This window comes from Reyranella sp. CPCC 100927, assembly GCF_007859315.1.
Taxonomy (GTDB): domain Bacteria; phylum Pseudomonadota; class Alphaproteobacteria; order Reyranellales; family Reyranellaceae; genus Vineibacter.
This window is the reverse complement of record NZ_VOHA01000031.1, coordinates 58,010-84,258: the sequence shown is the minus strand read 5'-3', so window position 1 is coordinate 84,258 and position 26,249 is coordinate 58,010. Positions and strand designations below refer to the sequence as shown.

Here is a 26,249-nt window from a genome sequence, read left to right as displayed (position 1 = left end):
CCCATCCCCCATCCCCCATCCCCCATCCGCCCTTCGGGCACCTTCCCCCGCAAGCGGGGGAAGGTAAAAGCACAGACTCCTTTTCCAAGTGCGATTGCTCTGCCGCGTGGTCGTCTCGTCCATGCACACAGGTGTCCACCGCTGAGATCGCACCCGTTGGGGTTTCCGCTTTTCAAGCGAGTCCCGGAGCCTTAAATGGGCTGACAACGTTTAACGATCTTTTTCTGGGGAATGGGATTCGAGATGTCCGGCGTCGATCAGTGGTCTCTGATCGGCATGGTCCACGCCATGTTCCTGATGCTCGCGATCGGTGGTTGCATGACCAACCGCCGGCCGGTGCTGATCGCGCCGCTGTATGCGCTGACGGCGCTCGCATGCCTGATCGGCCTGGTGGCGGCATTGGGCACCCTGCTCGTCGCCGATGCCGGCACCGTCGGCCGACTGGTCCTGCCGGTGGGCCTGCCCGATGTTCAGTCGCACCTGCGCATCGACGGGCTTGCCGCGCTGTTCCTGGCGATCGTCAACCTGGGCGGCATCGCGGCGGCCGTCTACGGCATCGGCTACGATGCCCACACGTCACAGCCGGCGCGTGTGATGGCGCCGTTCCCCGTGTTCCTGGCCGGCATGAACCTGGTGCCGCTGGCCGATGATGCCTTCACGCTCCTGGTCGGCTGGGAGCTGATGTCGGTGGCGTCGTGGCTGCTGGTGCTCACCAACCACGCGCAAGCCGACAACCGGCGCGCCGCGCTGGTCTACTTGGCGATGGCGGCGTTCGGCGCCCTGGCATTGCTGATGGCGTTCGGCGCGCTCGCCGGCACCGGCGGCGGCTACACGTTCGACGCGATGCGCGACGCCACACCGTCGCCGGCGGTCGCCACCCTGGCGGCACTGGCCTTGCTGTTGGGCGCCGGCTCAAAGGCAGGCCTGGCGCCATTGCACGTCTGGCTGCCATTGGCGCATCCGGCGGCGCCCAGTCATGTCTCGGCACTGATGTCGGGCGCCATGACCAAGGTGGCGCTCTATGTCCTGATGCGCGGGCTGCTGGAACTCGCCGGCGCGCCGCAATGGTGGTGGGGCGGGCTGCTCGCCATCATCGGCGGCCTGACGGCAGCGCTGGGTGCGCTGCAGTCGCTGACGCAGAACGACACCAAGACGCTGCTGGCCTACTCCACCATCGAGAACATCGGCGTGATCGGCGCAGCGCTCGGGCTTGCGATCGCCTTCAAGGGATCGGGACAGCCGCTGCAGGCCGGCCTGGCGTTGACCGCTGCCCTGTTTCACGCGCTCAATCACAGCCTTTTCAAGTCGCTGCTCTTCCTCGGTGCCGGCGCCGTGCAGCACGGTGCCGGCACGCGCGATCTCGACCGGCTCGGCGGCCTGATCCATCGCCTGCGCTGGACAGCGCCGCTGGTTCTAATCGGATGCCTGGCCATCTCGGCGGTACCACCGCTCAACGGCTTCGCCTCGGAGTGGCTTGTCTTCCAGTCGGTGCTGGACACCACGGGACTGGCCCATTGGGAAATGAAGTTTGCAGCACCCGTGGTCGGCGCGCTGCTGGCGCTGGCAGCCGCTCTCGCGGCCGCCGGGTTCGTGCGTTTCTTCGGCGTGGCGTTCCTGGGTCGTCCGCGCGACCCTGCCACCGCCAACGCGCGCGAGGTCGCGCCGTCGATGCTGTCAGCCATGGCGGGGTTGGCCGCCCTGTGTCTCGCCTTCGGCGCCTGGCCCGGCATCCCGCTGGCCCCCCTGGTGCGCATCGCAACGACGCTGGTCGATGCATCAGGCAGCACCGGCGCTCTGTTCGACGGCCGCGCCGCCTGGCTCGCCGTGGCGCCGCATGGTGACGTAACGGCGATCTACTCGGGGTTGGTCGCCGCGCTCGGACTGGCGGCATTGACCGGTATCACCATCGGCATCGCCAGCAGCGTTTCCAGCAGCCGGGTCCGGCGCGGGCCAGCCTGGGATTGCGGCTTTCCCGACCCGATGCCGACAACGCAGTACTCGGCGTCGAGCACCAGCCAACCGCTGCGCCGCATTTTCGGCAGCGTGGTGCTGGCAGCCCGCGATCGGGTCGAGATGCCACCCGCCGGCGATCCTGGGCCGGCACGCTTCGCCAGCACCGTGCGCGATCCGGCCTGGCACTATCTGTTCGATCCGCTGATCGGCCTGCTCAGCCGCGCCACCGATCGGCTCAACCGACTGCAGTTCCTGGCCATCCGCGTCTACCTGAGCCTGATGTTCGCGGCGCTGATCGGGCTGCTGATCGTCGTGGCGGTTGCCCGATGACGGCACTGGCCATCCTCGTGGTCCAGCTGGTGGCGCCTGCGGTGCTGGCGCCACTGCTGACCGGCTTGATCCGCAAGATCAAGGCGCGCCTGCTGGGGCGACGCGGCCCGCCGCTGCTGCAACCGTATCGCGATCTGGCCCGACTGATGCGCAAGGAGCCGATCCTGGCCCACAATGCATCGTGGCTGTTTCGCGGCGCGCCCTACGGCGCGCTGGGCGCGGTGTGGCTGGCGATGGCCGCCATACCCACCTTCACCACGGTGTCGCTCGGCCTGGGCCTGGATCTCATCGCCATTGCCGGATTGCTCGGTCTGGCACGCATCCTGCTCGCGCTGGCCGGCATGGATGTCGGCACCAGCTTCGGTGGCCTCGGCACCAGCCGCGAGATGACGATCGGGGCCCTGGCCGAGCCCGCCCTGTTCATCGCCATCATGACACTGGCGCTGGTCGCCCACTCGACGGCGCTGCCTGACCTGACACTGGCCCTGAGCGAGGGCGTCGGCCTGCGCGTCTCCCTGGCCTTGGCGCTGGGCGCCATCGTCATGGTGGCGATGGCGGAGACGGGGCGCATCCCGATCGACAATCCGGCAACGCACCTCGAACTCACCATGGTGCACGAAGCGATGGTGCTGGAATACTCCGGCCGACACCTGGCGCTGATCGAACTCGGCGCCATGCTGAAGCTGGCACTCTACCTGTCGCTGATCGCCTGCATCTTCACGCCCTGGGGCATCGCGCGTGACGCCCAGCCGGCAGCGCTCGCCATCGGGCTGGGCCTGTGGCTGCTCAAACTGGCGGCCGGCGGGTTGGCGCTGGCCGTGTTCGAGACGGCGATCGCCAAGATGCGCGTCTTCCGTTACCCCGAGTTCCTCGGTGCGGCGCTGTTGTTCGGCGTCCTGGGTACCGTTTTTCTCTATATATCGCAGCACCTGAAATGAGCGGGCTGGCATTCGACATCGCTCATCTGCTTGGCGCGCTGGTGCTGACCCTGAGCTTTGCGCTGCTCTATCAGCGCCGCCTGACGGCAGCCATCAATGTGGTGGCGATGCAGGCCGCCGTCCTGGCCGCCGCCGCGGCCTGGCAGGCGATTACCCGCGACTCGCCGCATCTGTTCGCCACCGCGGCCATCGCGCTGGTGTTCAAGGCCATCGCCGTGCCGGCACTGCTGCACTGGCTGATCCGGCGCCTGAATATCAGCAGCACCGTCGAGCCGGTGTTCGGCGTTACCCTGACCATGGGACTGGGCGTCGGCGTCACGGCGCTGGCGATCCTGCTGGTGCTGCCGCTCACCGCCGGCGAGACTCTGCTGCTGCGCGAGGACCTGGCATTCGCCCTGGCCGTGGCATTGCTGGGGCCGCTGCTGATGATCGCCCGACGCAACGCGGTCGTGCAGGTGGTCGGCTTCATGTCGATGGAGAACGGCCTGATCCTCGCCGCCGTCGGCGTCAAGGGCATGCCGCTGGTGGTCGAGGCCAGCGTTTCCTTCTCGGTCATGGTCGCCACCTTCATCTTCGGCGTGTTCTTCTTCCACATCCGTGAGCGTTTCGATTCGCTCGACGTCTCGCGGCTGGAAGAAATGCAGGGCGAGCGTCACCCATGACCGCCCTGCTGGTCGTTCTGGGCGTACCGGCGGGCGCCGCCCTGGTGCTGGCGTTCATCGCCAACTGGCGGTTGGCGGCCTGGCTCAATGTCGCGGCCAGCGCCGCTACCTTCATCGCGGCGGCGGCACTGTTCACCGCCGAGCGGCCGGCGCCCGGTCACCTGCTGCTGGTCGACGACTTCAACATCTATCTGATCGCGCTCACGGCGTTCGTGGCTTTGACCACGGCCATCTTCAGCGCCAGCTACATCGCCCATGAAATCCAGCGCCAACGCCTGACGTCGCGGTTGCTGCGTTTCTATCACGCGATGTACCAGGCCTTCATCGGCTCGATGTTGATGGCGCTGTCGGCCGACAATCTGGGGCTGATGTGGGTCGCGGTCGAGGCTGCGACCCTGTCGACCGCCCTCATGGTCAGCCTTTATCGCACCCCCGCCGCCATCGAGGCGGCATGGAAGTATTTCATCCTGTGTGGTGTCGGCATTGCGCTGGCCCTGTTCGGCACCATGCTGATGTACCTGGCGGCGCAGCCGGCGCTGGGCGAGGGCATGGCGGCCGTCACCTGGTCGACCCTGCTGGCGCACGCCGCCAACTTCGATCCGGCGCTGCTTAACGTCGCCTTCGTATTCCTGCTGGTCGGCTACGGCACCAAAGTCGGCCTGGCGCCACTCCACGCCTGGCTGCCCGACGCGCACGCCGAAGGGCCGACACCGATCTCGGCCGTGCTGTCGGGCCTGCTGCTCAACGTGGCGCTCTACGCCGTTCTGCGCTTCAAGATGCTGCTGGCCGCCAATCCGCAGGCCCTGGCGCCCGGCCCACTGATGATCGGCATGGGCCTGCTGTCGCTGTCGCTATCGGCGCTGATGCTCTATCGCCGGCGCGACATCAAGCGGCTGTTCGCGTACTCGTCGATCGAGCACATGGGCATCGCCGCCTTTGCCTTCGGCATGGGCGGACCGCTGGCCAACTTCGCGGGCCTACTGCACATGACCATGCACAGCCTGGTGAAGGCGGCGATCTTCTTCACCGTCGGTCACATCGCGCAGGTCAAGGGCTCGCAGCGCATCGCCGACATCACCGGGCTGACCACCAGCCACCCGGCGCTGGGCTGGTCGCTGGTTGCCGGCGTGGTGGCCATCGCCGGTCTGCCGCCGTTCGGCGTCTTCACCAGCGAGTTCCTCGTCGTGTCGTCGACCTTCGCGCGACAGCCTGCGCTGGCGCTGCCGGTTGCTGTCGGGCTGCTGGTCTGTTTCGGCGCCCTGCTGCTGCGGCTGCATCATCTCGCCTTCGGACCGTCGAGCCCGAACGCTGCCGGCAGCCATGCCGTTCCCACGCTGTCGCTGGTCCCGATCTGGCTGCATCTCGCGCTCGCGCTGGTCGCCGGCATCTACCTGCCGGCGCCGCTGGTGGCGTGGTTCCAATCCGTCGCCCGGCTGCTGGGCTGAGATGCTGCCATGATGAAGACGTCACCACAGCGTTCGGCGACCTTTCCCGGGAGCCGACACCAATGAACGAGTCGCGCGCCACCTTGCATGCGGTGCTGGCAGGTCTCGGTCCGGCGGTCACGCCGCATCGGCCATGGCCACGCCACGCGCTCGACATCGCGGGCTGGGGCCAGTTGATCGACGCGCTGCGACATCGGCGCTGGGCGCTGCTGGGGTTGTGGGCTGACGGACATACGGTCCACGCCGCGCTGGAGGATCATTCGGCGGCCGAATTCGCCGTGGCCTCGCTCGACACGGTCGACGGCGCCTATCCGTCACTGACATCGGTGCGACCGGCAGCCGGGCGGCTGGAGCGTGCGATCCGCGACCTCGCCGGCCTGAAGGCCACCGGCACCATCGATGATCGGCCGTGGCTCGATCACGGCCGATGGCGCGCTGCCACCCCCTTGGCTGCCGATGGCGCTGGCCCTGCCGCGCCGCGGCCGGGAACCGACTACCGATTCCTGCCCGTCGAGGGCGAAAGCCTGCACCAGATCCCGGTGGGACCGGTGCATGCCGGCATCATCGAGCCGGGCCATTTCCGTTTCCATGCCAACGGCGAGACCATCGTGCGACTGGAGGCACGGCTGGGCTATACGCATAAGGGTGTCGAGACCCTGATGCGCGGCAAGACTCCCGCCGACGCCGTCCGCCTGGCCGGGCGCATTTCCGGCGACTCCACGGTGGCGCACGCGCTGACGTTCAGCCGCGCCGTCGAGGCGGCCATCGGCCTCGAGGTTCCGGCACGCGCCCACTGGGTGCGTGCCGTGATGGCCGAGTGGGAACGCATCGCCAATCATCTCGGCGATATCGGCGCCATCTGCAACGACGCGGCGTTCCCCTACATCCTGGCGCAGTGCTCGACGCTGCGGGAGAAGGTCCTGCAGGCCTGCGCCAAGGCGTTCGGCCATCGTCTGATGATGGATGCCGTGGTGCCCGGCGGCGTCGCGATCGACCTGGCGCCGGAGCAGGCCGCCGCCTTCGCCGGCCTGGCCGCCGACCTGATCCCACCGTTCGAGGCCGTGTGCCGGGTCTACGACTCGAAGGGATCACTGCTGGACCGCACCGTGACGACGGGCATCACGCCGCGGTCCGAGATCGAGCGCTTCTGGCCGCCCGGCCATGTCGGGCGCGCCGCCGGCGCCGGGCGCGATGCGCGGCTGGCGCCGGGCTATCCGCCCTACAATGAACTTTCCTTCGCCGCGCCGCGCTTCACGGCCGGCGACGTCGATGCACGGGTGCGCGTGCGCATGGAGGAAGTGCGCCACAGCGTTCGCATGATCCAGCGCATGCTGGTGGCAATGCCCGACGGGCCGACACGCACCACTGTGCCGGCGATCGCCGGTGAAGGCATGGCGCTGGTCGAGGCCTTCCGCGGCGAAATCCTGGGCTGGGTGCGGCTGGCGAGCGACGGCACCATCGCACGCTATCACGCCCGCGATGCGTCGTGGCTGCAATGGCCGCTGGTGGAAACCGCCGTCTACGACAACATCGTTGCCGACTTCCCGCTGTGCAACAAATCGTTCAACTGCTCATACTCAGGGCACGATTTGTGAGAATGGGCTTTGCGATTGGCATGCGAACTCTTCTCTCGGTGACCTCTGTACCTCTGCGCTGAAATCTTCCTGCCGCATCGTGCGGCTGATAGTGTGATGATCGATGTTGAAGCAGATCACGCGTTCCTTCTTTTCGCGACCGGTCACCATCGCCGGGCCCGCAGCCGGCGCCGACGCGCTCAAGGAGTTGGCCGGCAAGGTCGATGCGCTGGCGCGGCGGCGGCTGGGCCGCAGCCTGGCGATCCGCGAAATCGACGCCGGTTCGTGCAATGGCTGCGAACTGGAGATCCACGCCCTCAACAACCCGATCTACGATCTGGAGCGCTTTGGCATCCGCTTCGTTGCCTCGCCGCGCCATGCCGATGTGCTGCTGGTCACCGGCCCGGTGAGTCTCAACATGCAGGAAGCGGTGTTACGCACCATCGCCGCCACGCCCGAGCCGCGCTGGGTGGTGGCCGCCGGCGACTGCGCCTGCACCGGCGGCCTGTTTGCCGGCTCCTATGCCTGCGCCGGCGCATTGGAGTCGGTGGTGCCGGTCGATCTGCACATCCCTGGCTGCCCGCCAACACCGTTGCAACTGCTGGAAGGGCTGCTGGCGCTACTGGAAGCGTCAGCAGGTCGGGTCATCGCCGCCAGCCCGAAGCCTGCATCATAGGGACATACGATGACGATCCTCGATGCTTTTCGGCTCGACGGCCGCGTTGCGCTCATCACTGGTGCGGCGCGCGGCCTGGGCTGGGAGATCGCGACGGCCTTGGCCGAGACCGGCGCCCATGTGCTGTTGAACGGCCGCACGGCCGAGCGGATCCAGCCGCGCGTCGATGCTTTGCGGGCACGCGGCCTGTCGGCGGACGCCGCGCCGTTCGACATGGCCGATCGCAACGGGATGGAGCAAGCCGTGCGGGCTGCGCTGGCGAGCCGATCGATCGATATCCTAATCAACAATGTCGGCGAACGCGACCGGCGCGCCCTCGATGACCTGTCGACCGACGACTTCGAGCGCCTGATCGATGTCGACCTGAACGCTGCCTTTGCGCTGGCCAAACTGGTGTTGCCGGGCATGCTCGACCGGCGCGCCGGTCGTATCATCATGGTGACGTCGATCGCCGCCGATCTCGCCACCCCACGGTCGGCGTCCTATATCGCCGCCAAGGGCGGACTGGCCGCTCTGGTGCGGGCGATGGCGGCGGAGACGGGCGTGCACGGCGTCACCTGCAATGCCATCGCACCCGGCTTCTTCATGACCGAGACCAACGAAGCGATGTTCAACTCACCAGCCGGCACGCGCTGGCGCGAGCGCGTGCCCATGCGCCGCTTTGCCGAACCGCGCGAGATCGCCGGCGCCGCGCTGTTCCTGGCTTCGGACGCCGCCTCCTATGTCAACGGCCACACACTGGTCGTCGACGGCGGCGTGTCGGCCACCTTCATGATGCCGTGATCGCTTTGCGAATCGTGGCACTGGTCGCACTGGTCGCACTGGCGTGGATGGCGGGCGGTGGTGTGGCCATGGCAGCTGGCGACGCGCCACATGTCGACGGCGCGCGGCTGGGCCTAGCCTGGGTGCTGCCGTTCGCCGGCATCCTGCTGTCGATCGCCATCATGCCGTTGGCTGCCCCGTCCTTCTGGCACCACCACTACGGAAAAGTATCGGCGGCATGGGCGCTGGTCTTCATCGCGCCGTTCATGGCGATCCATGGCCTGCCGACCGCGACCTACGAGATCGTCCACACGGTGCTCCTCGAGTATGTTCCCTTCATCGTCCTGCTGCTGGCGTTGTTCACCGTCACGGGCGGCATCCGCATCACGGGCAACCTGCACGGCTCTCCGGCCATGAACACGCTGCTCCTGGCTATCGGCACGGTACTGGCCGGCTGGATCGGGACCACGGGCGCCGCGATGCTGCTGATTCGGCCGCTGATCCGGGCCAACGACAATCGCAAACACAAGGTTCACGTCTTCGTCTTCTTCATCTTCCTCGTGGCCAACATCGGCGGCGCGCTGACTCCCTTGGGCGATCCTCCCCTGTTCCTCGGGTTCCTCAAGGGTGTCGCTTTCTTCTGGCCGACCACGCACCTGTTCACCGAGATGCTGGTCTGTGCCATCGTGCTGCTGGGGCTCTTCTACGGACTCGACAGCTACTGGTACCGGAAGGAAGGCCATCTGCCGCGCGACCCCACCCCGGACAGCCCCATCGCCATCCAGGGCGGCGCGAACATCGCGCTGATGCTGGCGATCATCGGTGCTGTCCTGATGAGCGGCACGTGGAAGCCGGGTATCACCTGGTCCATCAACCACGTCGAGGTCGAGCTTCAGAACATTGTGCGCGACGTGCTGCTGGTGGTCTTCACCCTGCTGTCGCTTCGGCTTACGTCACGGGCTGTGCGTGACGGCAACGGCTTCACCTGGGCACCCATTGTCGAGGTCGCCAAACTGTTCGCCGGGATCTTCCTCACCATCATACCAGCCATCGCGATTCTCAAGGCGGGCAAGGCCGGTGCGATGGAGCCGCTCGTCAGTCTGGTCAATCGCAGCGACGGAAGCCCGATCGATGCGTGGTATTTCTGGCTGTCGGGCACGCTGTCGAGCTTCCTGGACAATGCGCCGACCTATCTCGTGTTCTTCAATCTCGCCGGCGGCGATGCCGGGACGCTGATGGGCCCCCTGGCGGCGACGCTCACCGCGATCTCCTGCGGCGCCGTGTTCATGGGCGCCAACACCTACATCGGCAATGCCCCCAACTTCATGGTCAAGGCGGTGGTCGAGGCCGCCGGCATCCGCATGCCCAGCTTCTTCGGCTACATGGCGTGGTCATGCTGCATCCTGGTACCGCTCTTCATTCTGCTGACCCTGGTCTTCTTCCGCTGAACGGTACCGCCAGGCCGGGTTGGGCGGCTGCCGTTTATCTGCTATGGGCTGCGCACCGGGCGCCTGGGCGCCGTGACATGATGAGTGCAGGATGTTTCCCCAACGGCTGACCGACGGATATCGTGCCTTCCTGGGTGGCCGCTTTGCCGGCGAACAATCCCGCTACGAGATGCTGGCCGAGACCGGACAGCGTCCGGAGATCATGGTGATCGGCTGCGTCGATTCGCGCGTCTCGCCCGAGGTGATTTTCGACGCCGCGCCCGGCGAGCTGCTGGTGGTGCGCAACGTCGCCAACCTGGTGCCCCCCTACGAACCGGACCGCGATTCGCAGCACGGCACCAGCGCGGCGCTGGAATTCGGCGTGCAGGCGCTGCGCGTGAAGCACATCGTCGTGCTGGGCCATGCCTTCTGCGGCGGCATCCGCGCCTTCGCCGATGAACAGGAACCGCTGTCGCCCGGTGATTTCATCGGCCGCTGGATGTCGCAGATCGCGCCGGCCGCCGCCAACCTGGGCCCGCGCGCGCCGGATGACGACGGCACCTATCTGCGCCGGCTCGAGTTCGCCTCGGTCGAACTCAGCCTGCAGCACCTGATGACCTTCCCCTGTGTGCGCATCCTGGTCGAGCGCGGCAAGCTCGCCCTGCACGGCGCCTATTTCGGCATCGCCTCGGGCCGGCTGCTGGTGCGCGATCCCGATACCGGCCGTTTCGAGCCCGTGGTCGATGGCCTGGCTGGCCGGTCATCGACCATCGGTTTCTAGTGCCTGGAATCGCTGGTCGCTGACATGGGCTGTCATCCCGAGCGCAGCGAGGGATCTAGGCGCCTCCCCTGGATCCCTCGCTGCGCTCGGGATGACAGTCGCCACTCACATTCGAGCGATAGCTGGTACTAGGCATTGGCCAAAATTCACTGCACCCGGCTACCGTAGCGATCGACGGTATACGGTTCTCGCGCCATGCCGATGCAGAACGTGCCGACGGCGTCCTGCAGCTTTTCGGCCAGCAAGCGCATCGGCTCGTTGGCAGCGGACAGGCGCTCGCGCGCCGCTTCCGCCTGGCGTCCCAGCGACGCGAGATCGACCGTCAGCAACCTGCCGTCCTGGGCCACGACGCGGCCACCAATCATCACGCGGCGCACCGCCGTGCCGTCCTCGACGTGGACAAGCTGGTTGACGGTGCGTGTATGCGGCAGCCAGTTGATGTGATCGAGATCGACGAACACCAGGTCGGCCTTGTAGCCGGGCTCGATACGGCCGATCTGGCCGGCGAAGCCCAGCGCCCGGGCGCCGCCCTCGGTGGCCGCATGCATCGCCTCCGGCGTGGTGATCCACCGCATCAGGTCGGGCCCGCGCACTTTCGAGGCGAACGATGCCAGCCGCGTGGCCTCGTACATGTTCTGGTTGTCGGCGCTGTTGGAGCCGTCGGTCCCGATGGCCACATTGACGCCCGCTTTCAGGAGCCCGCGCATGTCGGCAATGCCGTTACCCAGCCGCATGTTGCTGCCGGGGTTGTGCGCCACCGAGGCACCATGATCCGCCAGGCGGCGCATGTCGTCGTCGTCGAGCCAGATGCCGTGCGCCACGGTGAACTGCGGGCCCAGCAGGCCCAGCGCATCGATATGCGCCGTGATCGTGCGCTTGTAGCGCGTGACGGCCGCCAGCGCCTGGATCTTCGATTCCGCCACATGGCTGTGCAGGCCGATACCGTGGCCGCGTGCGCAGTCGCGGCAGGCGCACAGGAAGTCATCGGAGCAATGCAGCGGAATGGTCGGCGCCAAAGCGAGCTTGAGCCGGTCGGACTGGACGCCGGGCTTCTTCAGGAAGACCGCGACATCCTTCAGCGTCGCTGCGTAGGGCTGCGGTCGCATCTTGTCGACGGCGTCCTGCAGCGTTGACGGCAAGGCGTCGTAGAGGCCGGGAATCGCCTGGTAGAGCGACATGTCGGCGACCATGGGCGCGATGGTGGCGCGCATGCCGACATCGCCATAGGCCCGCGCGATCGCCTGCATACCCTCCAGGCTCGGCGCCGGCACCTCCATGAACAGATCGTAGCAGGCGGTGCATCCCTTGAGCACCATCTCGGCGGCGTTGAGGGCAGCGCTGAGGTACTTGTCTTCCAGGCTGCGGTTGCCGCTGATCCAGGGCCCTGCCGCCAGCAGCAACTCCAGCGACCAGCGGTCTCCCATCGCCTTGGCCAACGCGCCGTGACCATGGGTATGGGCATTGATCAGGCCCGGATGGATCAGCCGCCGCGCACCATCGACAACGGTGGCGCCATCCGGGACCGCCATGCCGTGCGGACCCAGTTCACGGATGGTGTCACCCTCGATCAGGATGTCGAGCGGCTCGGCCTGCTGCGCGCCCGGACGCAGAACCAGGGCGTTGCGGATGACCTGATGGCGTGCGTCTGCGGTCATGGCGATCTCCTCTGCCGAAGCACCCTTCTCTCCGCCGGCGGGAGACGGAACTCAGGTGCGGGGTTCTTCCGCTGCCGCCCAGGGGAAGAAGATCCGTTCGATGACGACGATCAGCTGAAAGAGAACGATGCCCAGGATGGCGAGGATCAGCATGGCCCCGAACGCCACCGGCACCTTGAAGAACGCCGTCGCCGACGTGATGAGATAACCCAGCCCCTTCTCGGCGGCAACGAATTCACCGACCACGGCGCCGACGACCGACAGCGCGATGGCTGCCTTCAGGCCGGAAAACACGAACGGGATCGAGTACGGTAACCGCACGCGCGTGAGTTCCTGCAGCTTGGTCGCCCGACAGGCGCGCGACAGCTCGATCAGCTCCGGCGGCACCGCCATCAGCCCGGCCGTCATGGAGATGACCAGCGGGAAAAAGGCGACCAGGAAGGTAACGATGGTACGCGGCAGCTCGTTGGGCCCCAGCACGACGACCAGGATCGGCGCGATCGCCACCTTGGGCACCGACTGGGTGAGAACCAGCAGCGGATAGATCGCATCGGCGAAAATGCGCGACGAGGAAATCAGCACGGCCAACGGCAGGCTGACGATGATCGACAGCAGGAAGCCGAACAGGATCGTGCGCAACGTCGCGAGCGTATGGTTGGCAACGACGCCGCTCATGGCCGCCGTATCTTCGAAGATGCGGCTGGGCGCCGGCAGCAGATACTCGGGAACGCCGAACGCCCGGACCGCCGCCTCCCACACCGCGATCAGCACGACCAGCGCCAGCAGCGGTATGGTGAATTCGCGGCTGGCGTTGAACCAGCGGCGCAGGTCAGTGCTGGACATCGAAGCGGACTCCCTGCTCGCCGAAAATCAGGGAACGGATGCGCTCGGCACAGCGCTGGAATTCGGGATCGCCCGCCAGCGCGAACGTGCGCGGCCGCGGCAGGTTGACGTCGATGATCTCGGCGATGCGGCCCGGGCGCGGCGACATCACCACCACGCGATCGGCCAGGATGACGGCCTCCGGGATCGAATGGGTCACGAAGACGATGGTCTTGGGTGCTGCGGTCCAGATTCGCATCAACTCGATGGTCATCACCTCGCGGGTGAGCGCATCGAGGGCGCCGAACGGCTCGTCCATCAGCAGGATCGAGGGGTTGTGCACCAGCGCCCGGCAGATGGCGGCGCGCTGCTGCATGCCACCGGACAGCTGCCGTGGCCGATGGTTGGCGAACTCGGCGATGCCGGCCACCTTCAACAGCTCCCGCGCCCGTTGCTGGGCCGCCGCATCGGCGCGGCCCATGATGGTCGACGGGAACATCACGTTCTCTAAGACCGTCGCCCACGGCAGCAGGGTCGGCGCCTGGAACACGATGCCGGTATCCTGGCGCGGCGTTACCACCTTCTCGCCGTCGATGCGGATCGTGCCCTCGGTTGGCGCGATCAGGCCGCTGATCAGCCGCAGCAACGTGGATTTGCCGCAACCCGACGGTCCGACCAGGGTGACGATCTCGCGATCGCGGATCGCAAGGTTGATACCGTCGAGGGCGCGCACGCCGCCGGCGTGGGCGGGCCCAAACACCTGACCCGCATTGCTGATGTCGATCATGGAAAGTCCTTGCTGGCGCCTGCATCCTCACGGCTTGGGCGGCAGGAAGCTCATGTCGATAGCGCTGCGCGGATCAACCGCCGCATCAAGGCTTTGGGCGGCGGCGACCACCTCATAGGTCTTCTTCAGGCGCTCGTCGCTGACGTTGCCCAGGCCGACGGACGCCGAATGGTCGGTGAAGATGAACCCGAGCGTGGCCTTGAGACTGCCCAGGCAATCATCGAGCTCGACCTCGGGCACCGCCTTGACATGGGCCTCGCAGGTCGCCTGCGGGTTGGCGCGCGCCGCTTCCCACGCCTCGCGTGTCGCTTTCAGGAAGTTGCGCAGCATGTCCGGCCGGTTCTTGATCGTCGCCTCGGTGGTGTGGAACGACAGCGAATAGATCGAGAAGCCGGCTTCGACGAAGGGCAGGAACGCCAGTTCCTTGCCGGCGCGCTTGGCCTGCTTGTTCTGGTAGTAGAAGTTGGTCGAGTAGAATGGCGCCGCATCGATGCGGCCGCTGATCAGCAACGCCGCCATCGAGGAACCGTCGACCGTCACCCACTCGATCTTGTTAGGATCGGTCTTGGCCGCGGCGGCCACGGCCGGGAAGTAGAGCTTGTGGCTGTTGCCGGGCGTGATGCCGATGCGCTTGCCCTCGAGTCCGGCGAAGTTGGTGATGCCCGAGTCCTTGCGCACGAACAGCGAGTGCGGCGAGTGGGCATAGACCGCAGCGATCATCTTGACCGGCATGTTGGCGCGCTGACGTGCGGTGAAGAGCGCCGAGATATCGGCCATGCCGATATCGGCCGCACCGCCGGCGAGCTTGCTCAGCGTGTCGCCCGAGCCGTTGCCGCGGCTGATGCGCAGCTCGATGCCGTTCTTCTGGTAGATGCCCGTGGCCATGCCGGCGTAGTACGGCGCATAGTCACCGGTCGGAATCCAGTCGAGCATCAGATGGACCCGATCGGCCGCGGCGGCTGGCGTTGCAAGCGCCGCCGTCAGGGCGGCCGCGGCGGCGGCGAGAATGGTTGTCCTGAGGACCGGCATGAAAATCTCCCCGTTTTGATCGGGCGACGCTGGGCATCCGGGGACCTAAAATCAAATACCAAAATCGATCGTTTCCATAACAGTGTGTTATATGCTCCCTAGTCCTTGGCCGGCGCCGCCGACACCGCCGGCAAAAGGCTGCGCAGGCTGGCGACGAAACTGCGCGCGATGCGTGAGAGCGGCTCGACCCGCGAGGTCAGCAGATGCACGCGAGTCGTCGTCTTGGGTACCAGGGGACGCGACTGGATGTTCGGCCACGCACCATCCATCAACACGAAATCATCGACAATGGCGATGCCGGCGCCGGCCTGCACCAGGCTGCAGGCATTGGGCGTGAACCGCACCTGGGTGTTGACCCGGATCGGTTTGGTCGTGGTGTTGAGCAGCCGGCTGACGATCATGCCGTAGGGCGTATGCGGGCCATAGCTGATGATGGGATAGGGCGCCAGATCGGCGGCCTTCACCACGCGCTTGTCGCCCAGCGGATGGTCGGCGGGGAAGATCACCTGCAAGCGTCCCTCGCCGATCAACGCCGACGTTACCGTCGGCTCGTCGACGGCCAGCGACGTGATCGCCAGATCAGCACGCTGGCTGCTGACCTTGCCGATCAGGTCGGCCAGCGTGAGGATTTCCAGTTCGATGCGCACGTCGGGATGGCGGGCCCGGAACTGGGCGATGGCCTTGGGTACCAGCACATGCCCGACGCTGGGGCTCGCCACCATGCAGACCGAACCGGTGCCACCGTTGCGCAGTTCCTCGGCCAGTTCGTTCACCCGCGCCACCTCCTGGTGGACCTGGTCGACTCCGACAAACAGCTGGCGCGCCTCGGGCGTCGGCTGCACACGGCCCTTGACGCGTTCGAACAGCGAGAAGCCGAGACGGTCCTCGGTGTAGGCCAACAAGCGGCTGATCGCCGGCTGCGATACCGAGAGCAGGCGCGCCGCGCCGCTGATGGAGCCAGTCACCATGATGGCGCGAAACATCTCGATCTGCCGCAGGTTCATCGTCATGGGCATAACCTGGAATTATGGTTTGCAGGCGAAATAGCATGCCCTGATCTGGCCTGCAGCCCTCTATGTTTCGGCCGGGCCGCGCGCAGCATCGGCCGGTCATGCAATCAGGCAGCGGGACCCTATGAGCGATTTCGACCTCGTGCTTCGCGGCAACGTCGTCCTTGCGGACCGTGTCATCGCGGACGGTCACGTGGCGGTGCGCGACGGCAGGATCGCGCGTGTCGGCGGCGGCGACGCGCCGGCCGCACGACGCACCGAGGATTTCCACGGATCTTGGATCATTCCCGGTGTCATCGACGGGCAGGTGCATTCCGGCAGCCAGGCGGGCCAGGAGGGCCTCGGCATGGCGTCGCGCGCCGCGGCGGCCGGCGGCGTCACCGTCATGGTCGACATGCCCTATGACGAGCCCGAACCGATCGTCAACCGCACCCTGTTCGAACATAAGCGGGCGCAGGTGCAGAACGATGCGCATGTCGACGTGGCGCTCTACGCCACCATCGCCAGGCAGGATGGGCTCGATGCCATCGCCGGCCTGATCGAAGCCGGCGTCTGCGGCTTCAAGTTCTCGACGTTCGAGGCCAACCCGACGCGCTTCCCGCGCATCACCGACGACGTGCTGTTCGAGGCGTTCCGGCGGATTGCGCCCAGCGGCCTGCTGTGCGGCGTGCACAACCAGGACCAGGAGATGACGCGCGTCAACATCGCGCGCGCCGTCGCGGCCGGCGATACGGGCTGGGATGCCTTCGGCCGGGCCCACACGCCGCTGATCGAGGACCTCGCCACCGCCCGCATCTACGAAATCGGCGCCGCCACCGGCGCGCGCGCCCACGCAGTGCATGTCTCGACGTCACGCGGCTTCGAGATCAGCGCCATGTACAGGCGTGCCGGCCACCACGCTTCGATCGAGACCTGCGTGCAGTACCTCATGCTCAACGAGGAGGAGCATGTGCGCCGCTTCGGCGCGCGCGCCAAGCACTACCCGCCCATTCGCCCCCGGGCCGAGGTCGACCGGCTGTGGACCCATGTCGCGCGCGGCGCCTGTGATTTCGTGTCGTCGGACCATGTCGCCTGGGGCCTCGAGCGCAAGGGCGATCCGAACATCTTCGCCAACAGCTCCGGCGGCCCGGGCCTGGAGACCCTGCTGCCGGCGCTGTGGACCGGCTGTGCCGAGCGCGGCCTTGCCCCGACGACCGCCGTGAAGCTGCTGTGCGAAGGCCCGGCGCGCGCCTTTTGCCTCGCCGACAAGGGCAGGCTCGCTGTCGGTGCCGACGCCGACATCGTCGTCCTGCAGCCGGGCCGCTTTCCCTACGACCCGTCGACCAGCCTGTCGGCAGTGCGGTGGAGCTCGTTCGAGGACCGTCTGTTCACGGTGCGGGTGGCGGCGACCTATCTGCGCGGTACACTGGCGTGGGACGGTCGCCGGATTTGCAACGACGCCGGCAGCGGCCGCTTCATCGCACCCTCACCCGCCGCCTTCTCCCCGCCGGGCCCTTCCGGAACGCAACCCACCCTCACCTGACCAGGAGCCTTGCATGCCTCGCCTGATCACAGTCGCCGCCGCCCAGCTCGGACCGATCCAGAAGGCGGAGAACCGCCAGAGCGTCGTTGGCCGCATGATCGCGCTGATGGACGCGGCACACGCCCAAGGCGCGACCTTCGTGGTCTATCCCGAGTTGGCGCTGACCACCTTCTTCCCGCGCTGGTACCATGAGGACCGCGCCGCGGCCGACAGCTGGTTCGAGGCGGCGATGCCTGGCCCCGCCACGCAGCCGCTGTTCGACAAGGCCAAAGCGCTGGGGATGGCCATGAGCTTCGGCTATGCCGAACTCACACCGGATGGCCACCACTTCAATACGTCGATCCTGGTCGACCGCAAGGGCAACATTGCCGCCAAGTACCGCAAGGTCCACCTGCCAGGCCATGTCGAGTTCGACCCCGAGCGTACGCATCAGCATCTGGAGAAGCGCTACTTCGAGCCGGGCGATCTCGGCTTCCCGGTATGGCGCTTCGAGGACGGCCTGGTCGGGATGGCGATCTGCAACGATCGCCGGTGGCCCGAAACCTATCGCGTCATGGGCCTGCAGGGCGTGGAAATGGTGGTCCTCGGCTTCAATACGCCGTCGGTCAATTCCCAGCGTGCCGGTGAAGGCATGGCGGACCGGCTCTTCCATCATCGTCTATCGGTACAGGCGGGCGCCTACCAGAACGCCACATGGGTGGTCGCGGTCGCCAAGGCCGGCACCGAGGACGGCCATCACCTGATGGGCGGCACCCTGATCGTCGATCCCAACGGCAAGATCGTGGGCGAAATTGATCACGAGGCGGATGGCGTGCTGGTCCATGCCTGCGACCTCGACGAGACCCGATTCGGCAAGGACACGATCTTCGATTTCGCACGCCACCGTCGCGTCGAACACTATGGCCTGATCACCGAGCGCACAGGTGTGGGCGCGCCGCTGGGTCGATAGCGGCGTGCAGACCCCCTGCACCGAATCACCGTAGAGGCGCCACGGCTTCGCCACATTGCTGACAAGCTCCTGACTGAGCGTCGATCGGTCAACAACGGCGAAGGGAAAACATCCATGGCGAACCAACGCACCTACCTTGTTGCGGCGGCGATCGTTGCTGTCGCAGTCATCGCTGGGATCGTGTTGTTCAGCGGAGGGAGCACCCCGCCGAGCACGGCAGAGCAGCCTGGCACGTCGGCACCCGGCGCAACGCCGCCAGCGTCGAATACGCCGGCGCCCAGCACGACGACACCGGGCACGACGGCCCCTGGTACAACGACCCCAGGGACAACGAAGTAGCGCTGCCCTCGCGCGCGGGCGTCCCGCCCGCGCTTGCAGGCATCAAAACCGCATCTTGTCTTTGACCACGGCGGCGATCGGCATCAGGTCGCCGCGATCGAGGTTACCGGTGAGCGCGTAGCCCAGCGGTCCCTCCAGCCAGTAAAGCGAGCGCACGCCGTTCTGGTCGCGGAACTGGACGGTGGTGCCCTCGTTGTTGGCGTTCGACACCAGGTAGACCATCACGCGCCGGCCGGTCTTATCGTCGTAGATGAACAGGCAGGCAGGCCCCTCGCTGCTGGGCAGCAGCCTACCACCGACCAGGGTCCAGCCCAGCGACGCCAGGTCCGGCGGCCGCACCTTGGTCTTCATCTTGTTCGACAGCCATTGCGTGAGGTGATCGACCTCGGCCGCCGGTACCTCGACCGCATGGCGCTTCTCGGCCACGTAGACCTTGAACGCCGCTTGCGCTTCCGTCGGCAACGAAGCCTGCAGGCTGACATCTTCGCTACCGCCCATATAGCGGGCGGCGCCAAAACCCAATACCGCGCCGATGGCGAGAATGGCGAACGACGCTGCCGCGCGCATGGCCCAGCCACCGACCCAGGATGGCGTCCGCTGTTGCTGGCCCTTGGCAATCGTCGCCATGATCTGCGGTGGGATGGGCTCATCCAGCACCGGGTCGAACAGCGCCGACAAGCGATGGTTCTGCTCGCTCCAGTCGGCAACACGCGCCGCCGCCTCGCGATCGGCCAGAAGGTAGGCATCGACCATGCGACGACGCGCCGGGTCGAGATGGCCATCGACATAGGCGTGCAGATCTTCGTCGCGCACGGGTCCGCCCTCGGCACCCAGCGTACTCATGTCACGCTCCTCGGCTGAGCGACGCGCTCACCACTGGCCAGCTGCATCAATCGGTCACGCGCACGCGACAGGCGCGACATGACCGTGCCAACCGGCACGCCCAGCACCTCCGCCACCTCGGCGTATTGCAATCCTTCCAGGGCAACCAACAACAGCACCTGTCGATGCTCCAGGGACAGCAGCTTCAGCGCCGCCAGGGTCTCGCTGGCCATCAGCCGCTCGACCTGGGACGCCGGTCGGGCCGGCTCCGCGACGTCGTCGATAGCCGCCAGACGCGGCCGCGATGCAGCCCGGCGCTTCTCGTTGGCGTTGAGGTTGTGCATGATCGTGAACAACCAGGCCCGCAAATTTCCGGGCTGGCGCCAGAGATGGGCGCGTGTAAGCGCACGTTCCACACAATCCTGCACAAGATCGTCCGCCGCGGCTGCATCGCCGGTCAGCGCGCGCGCGTAACGCCGCAAGGCGGGTACGTGCTGGGGCAACAGATCGGCGACTTCGCTCAAATGTCATCCGGTAGGCCGACAACGGTTATGCCGCCGCCTGCCCACCGCCTCTATGAACACGCCTTATTCTGCGCTATTCCGGCCCAAGCGCAAAACGCAGGCATGCAGCCGCCCACCTGGATGAGCGGCTACTCTGCGTACCCCCTAGTAACCCCTAAGCGACCCGAAAATTCCGGAATTGCCAGGGATCATTCTCGTCGATGTCCTCGGGGAACAGCTGGCCACGACCCTGCAGCGGGGTCCAGTCCGAGTAACGGCCGACGACGGGACCCAGATAGGGCATGCAGATCTCGAGGTTGCGCTCGAAATCCATCTCGTCGGCTTCGACGAGGCCGGCCTGCGGGTTCTCCAGTGCCCAGATGATGCCGCTCAGCACCGGCGCGCACACCTGCAGGGACGTGGCGTTGTTGTAAGGCGCCAGCTTGCGCGCCTCGTCGATGGAGAGCTGCGAGCCATACCAGTAGGCGCCCTTCGCGTGGCCCATCAGCAGCACGCCCAGTTCGTCGATGCCGCTTTCGATCTCGTCCACGATCAGGCGCTGGCGCTTCTGCTGGACCAGGTTCTTGCCCACGATCTCATGCATGGACATGATCGCCTGGTCGCACGGATGATAGGCGTAGTGCACGGTCGGCCGGTACGAGGCCCGCTTGCCGTTGCGCAACGTGAAGTAGTCGGCCAGCGAGATCGCCTCGTTGTGCGTGATGATGAATCCTTGGAACGGGCCTTCCTTGGGCGTCCAGGTTCGCACACGCGTGTGCAAGCCCGGCCGGTTGAGGTAGATCGCTGCATCGCAGCCGAAATCATGCCGCACGCCATCACGGGGCAGCGTCTTCTCGTGCGTGCCCCAGCCCATCTCTGCCGGCTGGCCGCCTTCGGAGACGAAGCCGTCGATCGACCAGGTGTTGACGAACTCGCCGACTTCCTTGGGCTTGGCCGAGACCTGCGTATCGCGCTCGGCGATGTGGATGACCTTGATGCCGAGGTCACGCGCAAGCTCGCCCCAGCCCTGCCGCGTCGTCGGCGTGGCGACGGCATGACCGGTGTCCTTGGCGATATTGAGCATGGCGCGCTTGACGAAGTGCGACACCAGCCCGGGATTGGCGCCATGCGCGATCACCGCGGTGGGGCCGCCCTTGAATTTGTCGCGCAGCGCCAGCGCCCGGTCGCGCAGCGCGTAGTTCGAGCGGTGCGATACCGACAGGCTGGGATCGGAGTAGCCGCCCGGCCACGGCTCGATGCAGGTGTCGATGTAGAGCGCGCCCTTCTCCTGGCACAACTCGATCAACGCCGTGGAAGCGACCTCGACCGACAGGTTGACCACGAAGTCGCCCTTGCCGATGCGCTTGCCGAGCACCTGGCTCAGGTTGTCCTGGGTCAGCCGCTTGCGCACGAAGGTGACGCCGAACTTTGCCAGCTCGGCCCCGCCGCCACGATCCTCCGGCGAGATCACGGTGATCTGTGACGGCTTCATGTCGATGTGGCGCAGGATCAGCGGCAGCACGCCCTGGCCAATCGAGCCGAAGCCGATCATCACCATGCGGCCGCCGAAGGCGGTGTGCTTGCGATAGGCCGCTTTGGCCGGACGTGCCGCCTTCCTGGCTGCCTTGGCACGCGCCTGTCCTGCGGCCTTCTTCGCCGTTTTCGCCATCATGATCTCCTGAAAGGTTTGAGAGGTTGAACTGGAACTCGCAATTTCCCTTCCCCGCTTGCGGGGAAGGTGGCCGAAGGCCGGATGGGGAACCGACGTGGTCTTCGTTACAGGGACTCGATTACAAAGACCACGTCGGCTCCCCTCCGCCCACCGACGTTTCGACGCGGGGCGTCGAAACGTCGTATCGGGGCACCTCCCCAACTTCGTTGGGGAGGAATACTCAAACGCGAAACGGGGCCCTTTCAGGCCCCGTTTCCTCCCCGTGCTATGACTGCGCGGTTCAGATGCAGTAGGCCTTCAGCGGCGCGAACCCATTAAAGTTAACCGCCGAATAGGTCGTCGTGTAGGCGCCGGTGGCCTGGATTTCCACCTTGTCCCCCACCTTCAGCGCCAGCGGCAACCTGTACTCGGTCTTTTCGTACAGGATGTCGGCGCTGTCACAGGTGGGGCCGGCCAGCACCACCGGCCCCGTGCGCCCGCCGTCACGCGGCGTCGTCAGCCGGTATTTGATGCTTTCATCCATCGTCTCGGCCAAGCCGCCGAACTTGCCGACGTCGAGGTAGACCCAGCGCTTGCGGTCGCTGGCCGACTTGCGCGAGATCAGCACCACCTCGCTCTGGATCACGCCGGCGTCGCCCACCATCGAGCGGCCGGGCTCGATGATCACCTCGGGCATGCGGTTGCCGAAGTGGCGCACCAAGGCGCGCTGCACGGCCTCGCAGTAGGCCTCGATCGGCTGCACGTCGGCGCGATAGCGCGCCGGGAAACCGCCGCCGAGATTGACCATCTTCAGATCGATGCCGGTCTCCGCCAGGGCGAAGAACATCTGCGACACCTGGGCCAGGGCCCGGTCCCACTGCTCGAGATCGGTCTGCTGCGAGCCGACATGGAAGGAGACGCCATACGGATCGAGGCCCATCTCGGCGGCCCTGCGCAGCAGATCGCGCGCCATGTCGGGGGCGCAGCCGAACTTGCGCGACAGCGGCCACTCGGCGCCATCGCAGTCGACCAGCACGCGGCAGAAGACGCGGGCACCCGGTGCCGAGCGGGCGAGCTTCAGCATCTCCGCTTCACTGTCGAAGGCGAACAGGCGCACGCCCTGCTGGTAGGCCCAGGCGATGTCGCGCTCCTTCTTGATGGTATTGCCGAACGAGATGCGGTTGGCATCGACGCCGACGGCCACGCACTGCTCGATCTCACCGCGGCTGGCTGTGTCGAAGTTCGAGCCCAGCTTGCCCAGGCGCGTCAGCACGTCCTGCGCCGGGTTGGCCTTCATGGCGTAGAAGATCTTCGCCTGCGGCAGCAGCTCGCGCATGCGCTTGTAGTTGTACTCGACCACATCGAGGTCGATCACCAGGCATGGCGTCTCGGGTTGCTTGTCGCGGAGGAAACGTCGGATGCGGTCGGTCATTTCGAAAAAATCCGTGTCCACAGACTGCTACGCCAGCGCAGGAGCGCCTTGCGGCGCCCTGACTGAATTAACTTCTCCTGCTGCACTCCAAAGAGCGTTCAGCAGGAGGCGCACATACTGGAGAGCGGATTCTTGCGGCCGATCAGGCAGCCGTAAGACACCGGCCTGGTGTCAGACGGCAGCGAAACGAGGACACGGGGCACGCGCCCCGCACGGAGAGTATGCATGACAAAGGTCCCTTTCGGAGCCGGTCTAGATGCCGGCATTTCCAAGAAGGACGCTTTCCGTCGTTGCATAACCACAATGGGCCATAGGCACGTGCGTGGGCGTCTGGAAACGGTAATTACGCCGAATTGTGGCTTTCGCAAGTACAAACCGTTCCACAGGCGTGATTCGATTCGCTTTTTTTGATCCGGCGTGTCCTTGCGGCCACACCGCAACCGGGAGACGAGACGGCTTCAGTCGCCGGCAGCCGACGTTGCGATGGACACCGGCAGTGGGATCGATGCCGCGAGCAACGCCATCGGCAGCATCAGTGCGGCGGCGCAGCCCATGGCCACGGGAACGCCGATTCCATCGGCAATAACGCCCCACATCGTCTGGCCGACGGTGAGGCTGCCGAAGAACACCATCTGATGCACGGCCATGCCGCGCGCCCGCACCCACGATGGCAGCAACGTCTGCGTGGCGACGTTGTTGTTGGCATTCACCGTCATCCAGCAGACGCCGCCGAACGCAAGTCCGATGCCGACTGCGACAACATGCGGCACCGCCGCCGCCAACGCGATGGCCGCGGCGACGGTCAGCATGGCGGCGATATTGGCACGATCGGGCCCCAGCCACGCGTTGATGCGCGGCAACATCATGGTGCCGCACACCGCACCGATGCCGAAGCAGGCGAACAGGAAGCCATACTGCGCATCGCTCAGTCCCAGATTGCGGCCCAGCAGCGGCAGCAGCGTGGTGAAGGCGATCGCCGGCACGAAGAAGCACATGGCGCGCGCCCAGACCCGCCACAGCGCGGGCGTGCCACGGATGAAGGCGATGCCGGAGGCGAAGCCCGCCCACAGGCTTTCACGCCGCTGCTGCGCCTGCGCCTCGGCCGGTCGCCGCCAGCTGCCGATCGCGGCGATCACAGCCAGGAAGGTCAGCGCGTTGGTCGCGAACAGGACGAAAATGCCGGCCAGCGCCTGCACCACCTGGCCGATCACGGGACCGATCGTGCGCGCCAGGTTGAACGCGGCGCTGTTGAGCGCGATGGCTTGCGGCAGGTACTTGCGGCCGACCATCTCGGGCACCACCGCCTGCCAGGCCGGCGCGTTCATCGCGTTGCCGACGCCGACGCAGAACATCAGGCCCAGCAGGCTCCAGTGGTCGAGACGACCGATGAAAGCCAGCACGGCCAGCGCCGTCGCGGCCAGCATCATCCAGACCTGGCAAGCCAGGATATAGAGCCGGCGGTCGAAGCGATCGGCCAGCACGCCAGCGGGAAAGCCGAAGAGAAACACCGGGCAGGTGGTGGCCGCCGCCATGCCGGCAACGAACAGCGCCTTGTCTCCGGCCGGGGCGATCTCGGTCATGATCCAACCGGCACCGGCCGTCTGCATCCAGCCGCCGATATTGGAGACGATGTTGGCCGTCCACAGCCGCTTGAACGCCGGAACCGACAGCGGTGCCCACATCGAGATCGGTGCGGTTGGAACGCGGGCGGCGGCAGACGGGGGCGGCGGAGCGGACATGCCGATCGGATCGGGCGCGATCTTGGTTCTGGTGAGTTCGCTGCAATTTACAAGCGGCCTGGGGCGCTGTCATGGCGGGCTGGCGCATGGCCGCCCTGCCGCATCCGGGCGCCGGCAAAAAGCCGCGCCGCCGCTGGCCCGGCGCATGCTATAGGCTGCGCCCGGAAAGGATGTTTCGCATGAAAGCGATCCTGCTGAGCGCCGGCCAGGGTTCACGGCTGGCACCACTGACCGCCGACCGGCCCAAGTGCCTGCTGCCCGTCGGGCCCAAGACCCTGATCGACTGGCAACTCGAGACGCTGAAGACCTGCGGCATCACCGAGGTGGCGGTGGTGATCGGCTTCCAGGCGGCGATGATGGAGGCCCATCTGGCGCGCCATGACGCGCCGGGCTTTCGCGTGCGCCCGCTGTTCAACCCGTTCTACAAGGTCGCCGACAATCTGGGCTCGTGCTGGATGGCGCGCGCCGAGATGGCGAGCGACTTCCTGATCGTGAACGGTGACACGCTGTTCGAGGCGGCCATTCCGCTCAAGGTGCTGCAGAGCCCGACAACCCCGATCACCATCACCATCGACCGCAAGCCGGCCTACGACGAAGACGACATGAAGATCGTTGAGGAGGACGGCAACCTCAAGGCGGTGGGCAAGAAGCTGCCGCTGGACACCGTCAACGGCGAGTCGATCGGCATGCTGCTGTTTCGCGACAGCGGCCCCAAGCTGTTCGTCGACACGGTCGAGGCCATGATGCGCACCCCGGACGGCGCCAAGGTCTGGTACCTGCAGGCAATCGACCGGCTGGCCCGCACCGGCGCGGTGCGCACTTGCCTGATCCACGGCCTGCGCTGGGGCGAGGTCGACTTCCCGCCCGATCTGGACCGCGCCCGCGCCATGGTCGCGGCCTGGGGCTGACGGCGCACGCGTCAGCCGGCGGTCAGGTCCTTGGCCATCACGGTGATCGACTCGCCGCGATAGTCGCGTTCCTCCAGCGTCTGCCAACCCAACCGGGCATAAAGCTGCGGCACTGACGCCGTGAACAGATACAGGCGCCGGTAACCGAACCGCGCCGCCTGCCGCTCGACCACAGTCACCAGACGCGCGGCGACACCGGCCCGGCGCGCCGGCGGCGCCACGTACACATTGGCCAGCCACGGGTTGCGCGGATCACCCGGCAGATCGTCGTTGATCAGGCTGGCCGTGCCGATCGCCGCGCCGGCGTCATCCAGCGCCACGAAGGCCATCGGCACGCCATCGACGCGCATGGCCGCGCGCACATCCTCGATACGGCCGCTCAGTGTCGCTCCCGGTGACAGATGTCCCCAGGCGTCGAACTCCCACCGCGCGACAGTCGCAAGCCATTCGGGCCGATCAGCCAGTGGTTGAATCTGCACGCTTCACTCCTGCCGCCCTGCCATTTCAGACGATCTTGCCAAGTGCCCTGCAGC

At 66.6% G+C, this 26,249-nt stretch carries 23 protein-coding genes; 12 read left to right on the top strand and 11 right to left on the bottom strand.

The window, feature by feature from the left end:
• Window positions 1-243 precede the first annotated feature (243 nt).
• The 9 genes from hyfB (at window position 244) to FQU96_RS38635 (ending at window position 10,548) form a co-directional block, all read left to right on the top strand.
• Window positions 244-2,283, top strand: coding sequence for a hydrogenase 4 subunit B (gene hyfB / locus FQU96_RS38675; RefSeq protein WP_178131072.1), 2,040 nt, complete (start codon window positions 244-246; stop codon window positions 2,281-2,283).
• Entirely contained in the window at window positions 2,280-3,221 is a 942-nt protein-coding gene (locus tag FQU96_RS38670; protein ID WP_146546759.1) for a respiratory chain complex I subunit 1 family protein, read from the top strand. The genes hyfB and FQU96_RS38670 overlap by 4 nt, the downstream gene beginning before the upstream one ends.
• Window positions 3,218-3,883, top strand: coding sequence for a hydrogenase-4 component E (locus FQU96_RS38665; protein ID WP_146546758.1), 666 nt, complete (start codon window positions 3,218-3,220; stop codon window positions 3,881-3,883). The genes FQU96_RS38670 and FQU96_RS38665 overlap by 4 nt, the downstream gene beginning before the upstream one ends.
• Window positions 3,880-5,328, top strand: coding sequence for a hydrogenase 4 subunit F (locus FQU96_RS38660; RefSeq protein WP_146546757.1), 1,449 nt, complete (start codon window positions 3,880-3,882; stop codon window positions 5,326-5,328). The genes FQU96_RS38665 and FQU96_RS38660 overlap by 4 nt, the downstream gene beginning before the upstream one ends.
• Window positions 5,329-5,390: 62 nt before the next feature.
• Entirely contained in the window at window positions 5,391-6,923 is a 1,533-nt protein-coding gene (locus FQU96_RS38655) for a nickel-dependent hydrogenase large subunit (protein ID WP_146546756.1), read from the top strand.
• Window positions 6,924-7,026: 103 nt separating this feature from the next.
• Window positions 7,027-7,578, top strand: coding sequence for an NADH-quinone oxidoreductase subunit B family protein (locus tag FQU96_RS38650; protein ID WP_146546755.1), 552 nt, complete (start codon window positions 7,027-7,029; stop codon window positions 7,576-7,578).
• A gap of 9 nt (window positions 7,579-7,587) precedes the next feature.
• A complete protein-coding gene (locus FQU96_RS38645) occupies window positions 7,588-8,361 on the top strand; it encodes an SDR family oxidoreductase (protein WP_146546754.1) in 774 nt (257 codons plus the stop codon).
• A 47-nt stretch (window positions 8,362-8,408) separates the two neighbouring features.
• Window positions 8,409-9,788: a sodium:proton antiporter gene (locus FQU96_RS38640; protein ID WP_146546770.1), complete on the top strand. Its 1,380-nt coding sequence runs from the start codon at window positions 8,409-8,411 to the stop codon at window positions 9,786-9,788.
• A 91-nt stretch (window positions 9,789-9,879) separates the two neighbouring features.
• Window positions 9,880-10,548 (top strand): carbonic anhydrase, encoded by a 669-nt coding sequence (locus FQU96_RS38635; RefSeq protein ID WP_146546753.1) that lies wholly within the window; start codon window positions 9,880-9,882, stop codon window positions 10,546-10,548.
• Window positions 10,549-10,694: 146 nt separating this feature from the next.
• Here FQU96_RS38635 and FQU96_RS38630 read toward each other — a convergent pair whose 3' ends face one another.
• The 5 genes from FQU96_RS38630 to FQU96_RS38610 all read right to left on the bottom strand — a co-directional run bounded on the left by FQU96_RS38630 (window position 10,695) and on the right by FQU96_RS38610 (window position 15,851).
• Window positions 10,695-12,203 (bottom strand): amidohydrolase family protein, encoded by a 1,509-nt coding sequence (locus tag FQU96_RS38630; protein ID WP_146546752.1) that lies wholly within the window; start codon window positions 12,201-12,203, stop codon window positions 10,695-10,697.
• Window positions 12,204-12,254: 51 nt separating this feature from the next.
• Entirely contained in the window at window positions 12,255-13,046 is a 792-nt protein-coding gene (locus FQU96_RS38625) for an ABC transporter permease (RefSeq protein WP_146546751.1), read from the bottom strand.
• A complete protein-coding gene (locus tag FQU96_RS38620; RefSeq protein ID WP_146546750.1) occupies window positions 13,033-13,812 on the bottom strand; it encodes an ABC transporter ATP-binding protein in 780 nt (259 codons plus the stop codon). The genes FQU96_RS38625 and FQU96_RS38620 overlap by 14 nt, the downstream gene beginning before the upstream one ends.
• Window positions 13,813-13,839: 27 nt before the next feature.
• On the bottom strand, window positions 13,840-14,841 hold the full coding sequence (locus FQU96_RS38615) for an ABC transporter substrate-binding protein (protein WP_146546749.1): 1,002 nt from the start codon (window positions 14,839-14,841) through the stop codon (window positions 13,840-13,842).
• A gap of 98 nt (window positions 14,842-14,939) precedes the next feature.
• Window positions 14,940-15,851 carry a LysR substrate-binding domain-containing protein gene (locus tag FQU96_RS38610; protein WP_146546748.1) on the bottom strand — a complete coding sequence of 304 codons (912 nt, stop codon included), beginning with the start codon at window positions 15,849-15,851 and terminating at the stop codon, window positions 14,940-14,942.
• Between the two features lie 124 nt (window positions 15,852-15,975).
• On the opposite strand from FQU96_RS38610, the gene FQU96_RS38605 reads away from it, so the two are divergent.
• Together FQU96_RS38605 and FQU96_RS38600 are read left to right on the top strand one after the other, a co-directional pair.
• Window positions 15,976-17,373, top strand: a complete 1,398-nt coding sequence (locus FQU96_RS38605) for a dihydroorotase family protein (protein WP_146546747.1) — start codon at window positions 15,976-15,978, stop codon at window positions 17,371-17,373.
• Between the two features lie 13 nt (window positions 17,374-17,386).
• The gene (locus tag FQU96_RS38600) at window positions 17,387-18,322 is read left to right on the top strand and encodes an N-carbamoyl-D-amino-acid hydrolase (RefSeq protein ID WP_146546746.1); all 936 of its coding nucleotides are present in this window, start codon (window positions 17,387-17,389) and stop codon (window positions 18,320-18,322) included.
• Window positions 18,323-18,703: 381 nt separating this feature from the next.
• Here FQU96_RS38600 and FQU96_RS38590 read toward each other — a convergent pair whose 3' ends face one another.
• The 5 genes from FQU96_RS38590 to FQU96_RS38570 all read right to left on the bottom strand — a co-directional run bounded on the left by FQU96_RS38590 (window position 18,704) and on the right by FQU96_RS38570 (window position 24,808).
• Window positions 18,704-19,504, bottom strand: coding sequence for an anti-sigma factor (locus tag FQU96_RS38590; protein ID WP_146546745.1), 801 nt, complete (start codon window positions 19,502-19,504; stop codon window positions 18,704-18,706).
• Window positions 19,501-20,007 (bottom strand): RNA polymerase sigma factor, encoded by a 507-nt coding sequence (locus FQU96_RS38585; RefSeq protein WP_146546744.1) that lies wholly within the window; start codon window positions 20,005-20,007, stop codon window positions 19,501-19,503. The genes FQU96_RS38590 and FQU96_RS38585 overlap by 4 nt, the downstream gene beginning before the upstream one ends.
• A 154-nt stretch (window positions 20,008-20,161) precedes the next feature.
• On the bottom strand, window positions 20,162-21,544 hold the full coding sequence (locus FQU96_RS38580; RefSeq protein WP_255468829.1) for a homospermidine synthase: 1,383 nt from the start codon (window positions 21,542-21,544) through the stop codon (window positions 20,162-20,164).
• 394 nt (window positions 21,545-21,938) lie between these two features.
• A complete protein-coding gene (locus FQU96_RS38575; protein ID WP_146546742.1) occupies window positions 21,939-23,069 on the bottom strand; it encodes a type III PLP-dependent enzyme in 1,131 nt (376 codons plus the stop codon).
• Window positions 23,070-23,527: 458 nt separating this feature from the next.
• Entirely contained in the window at window positions 23,528-24,808 is a 1,281-nt protein-coding gene (locus FQU96_RS38570) for an MFS transporter (protein ID WP_146546741.1), read from the bottom strand.
• A gap of 179 nt (window positions 24,809-24,987) precedes the next feature.
• Between FQU96_RS38570 and FQU96_RS38565 the strand changes: the two genes are divergently transcribed.
• A complete protein-coding gene (locus FQU96_RS38565; RefSeq protein WP_218575047.1) occupies window positions 24,988-25,716 on the top strand; it encodes a sugar phosphate nucleotidyltransferase in 729 nt (242 codons plus the stop codon).
• 11 nt (window positions 25,717-25,727) lie between these two features.
• On the opposite strand, the gene FQU96_RS38560 is transcribed toward FQU96_RS38565, so the two are convergent.
• Window positions 25,728-26,195: a GNAT family N-acetyltransferase gene (locus tag FQU96_RS38560; RefSeq protein WP_146546740.1), complete on the bottom strand. Its 468-nt coding sequence runs from the start codon at window positions 26,193-26,195 to the stop codon at window positions 25,728-25,730.
• Window positions 26,196-26,249: the final 54 nt, after the last annotated feature.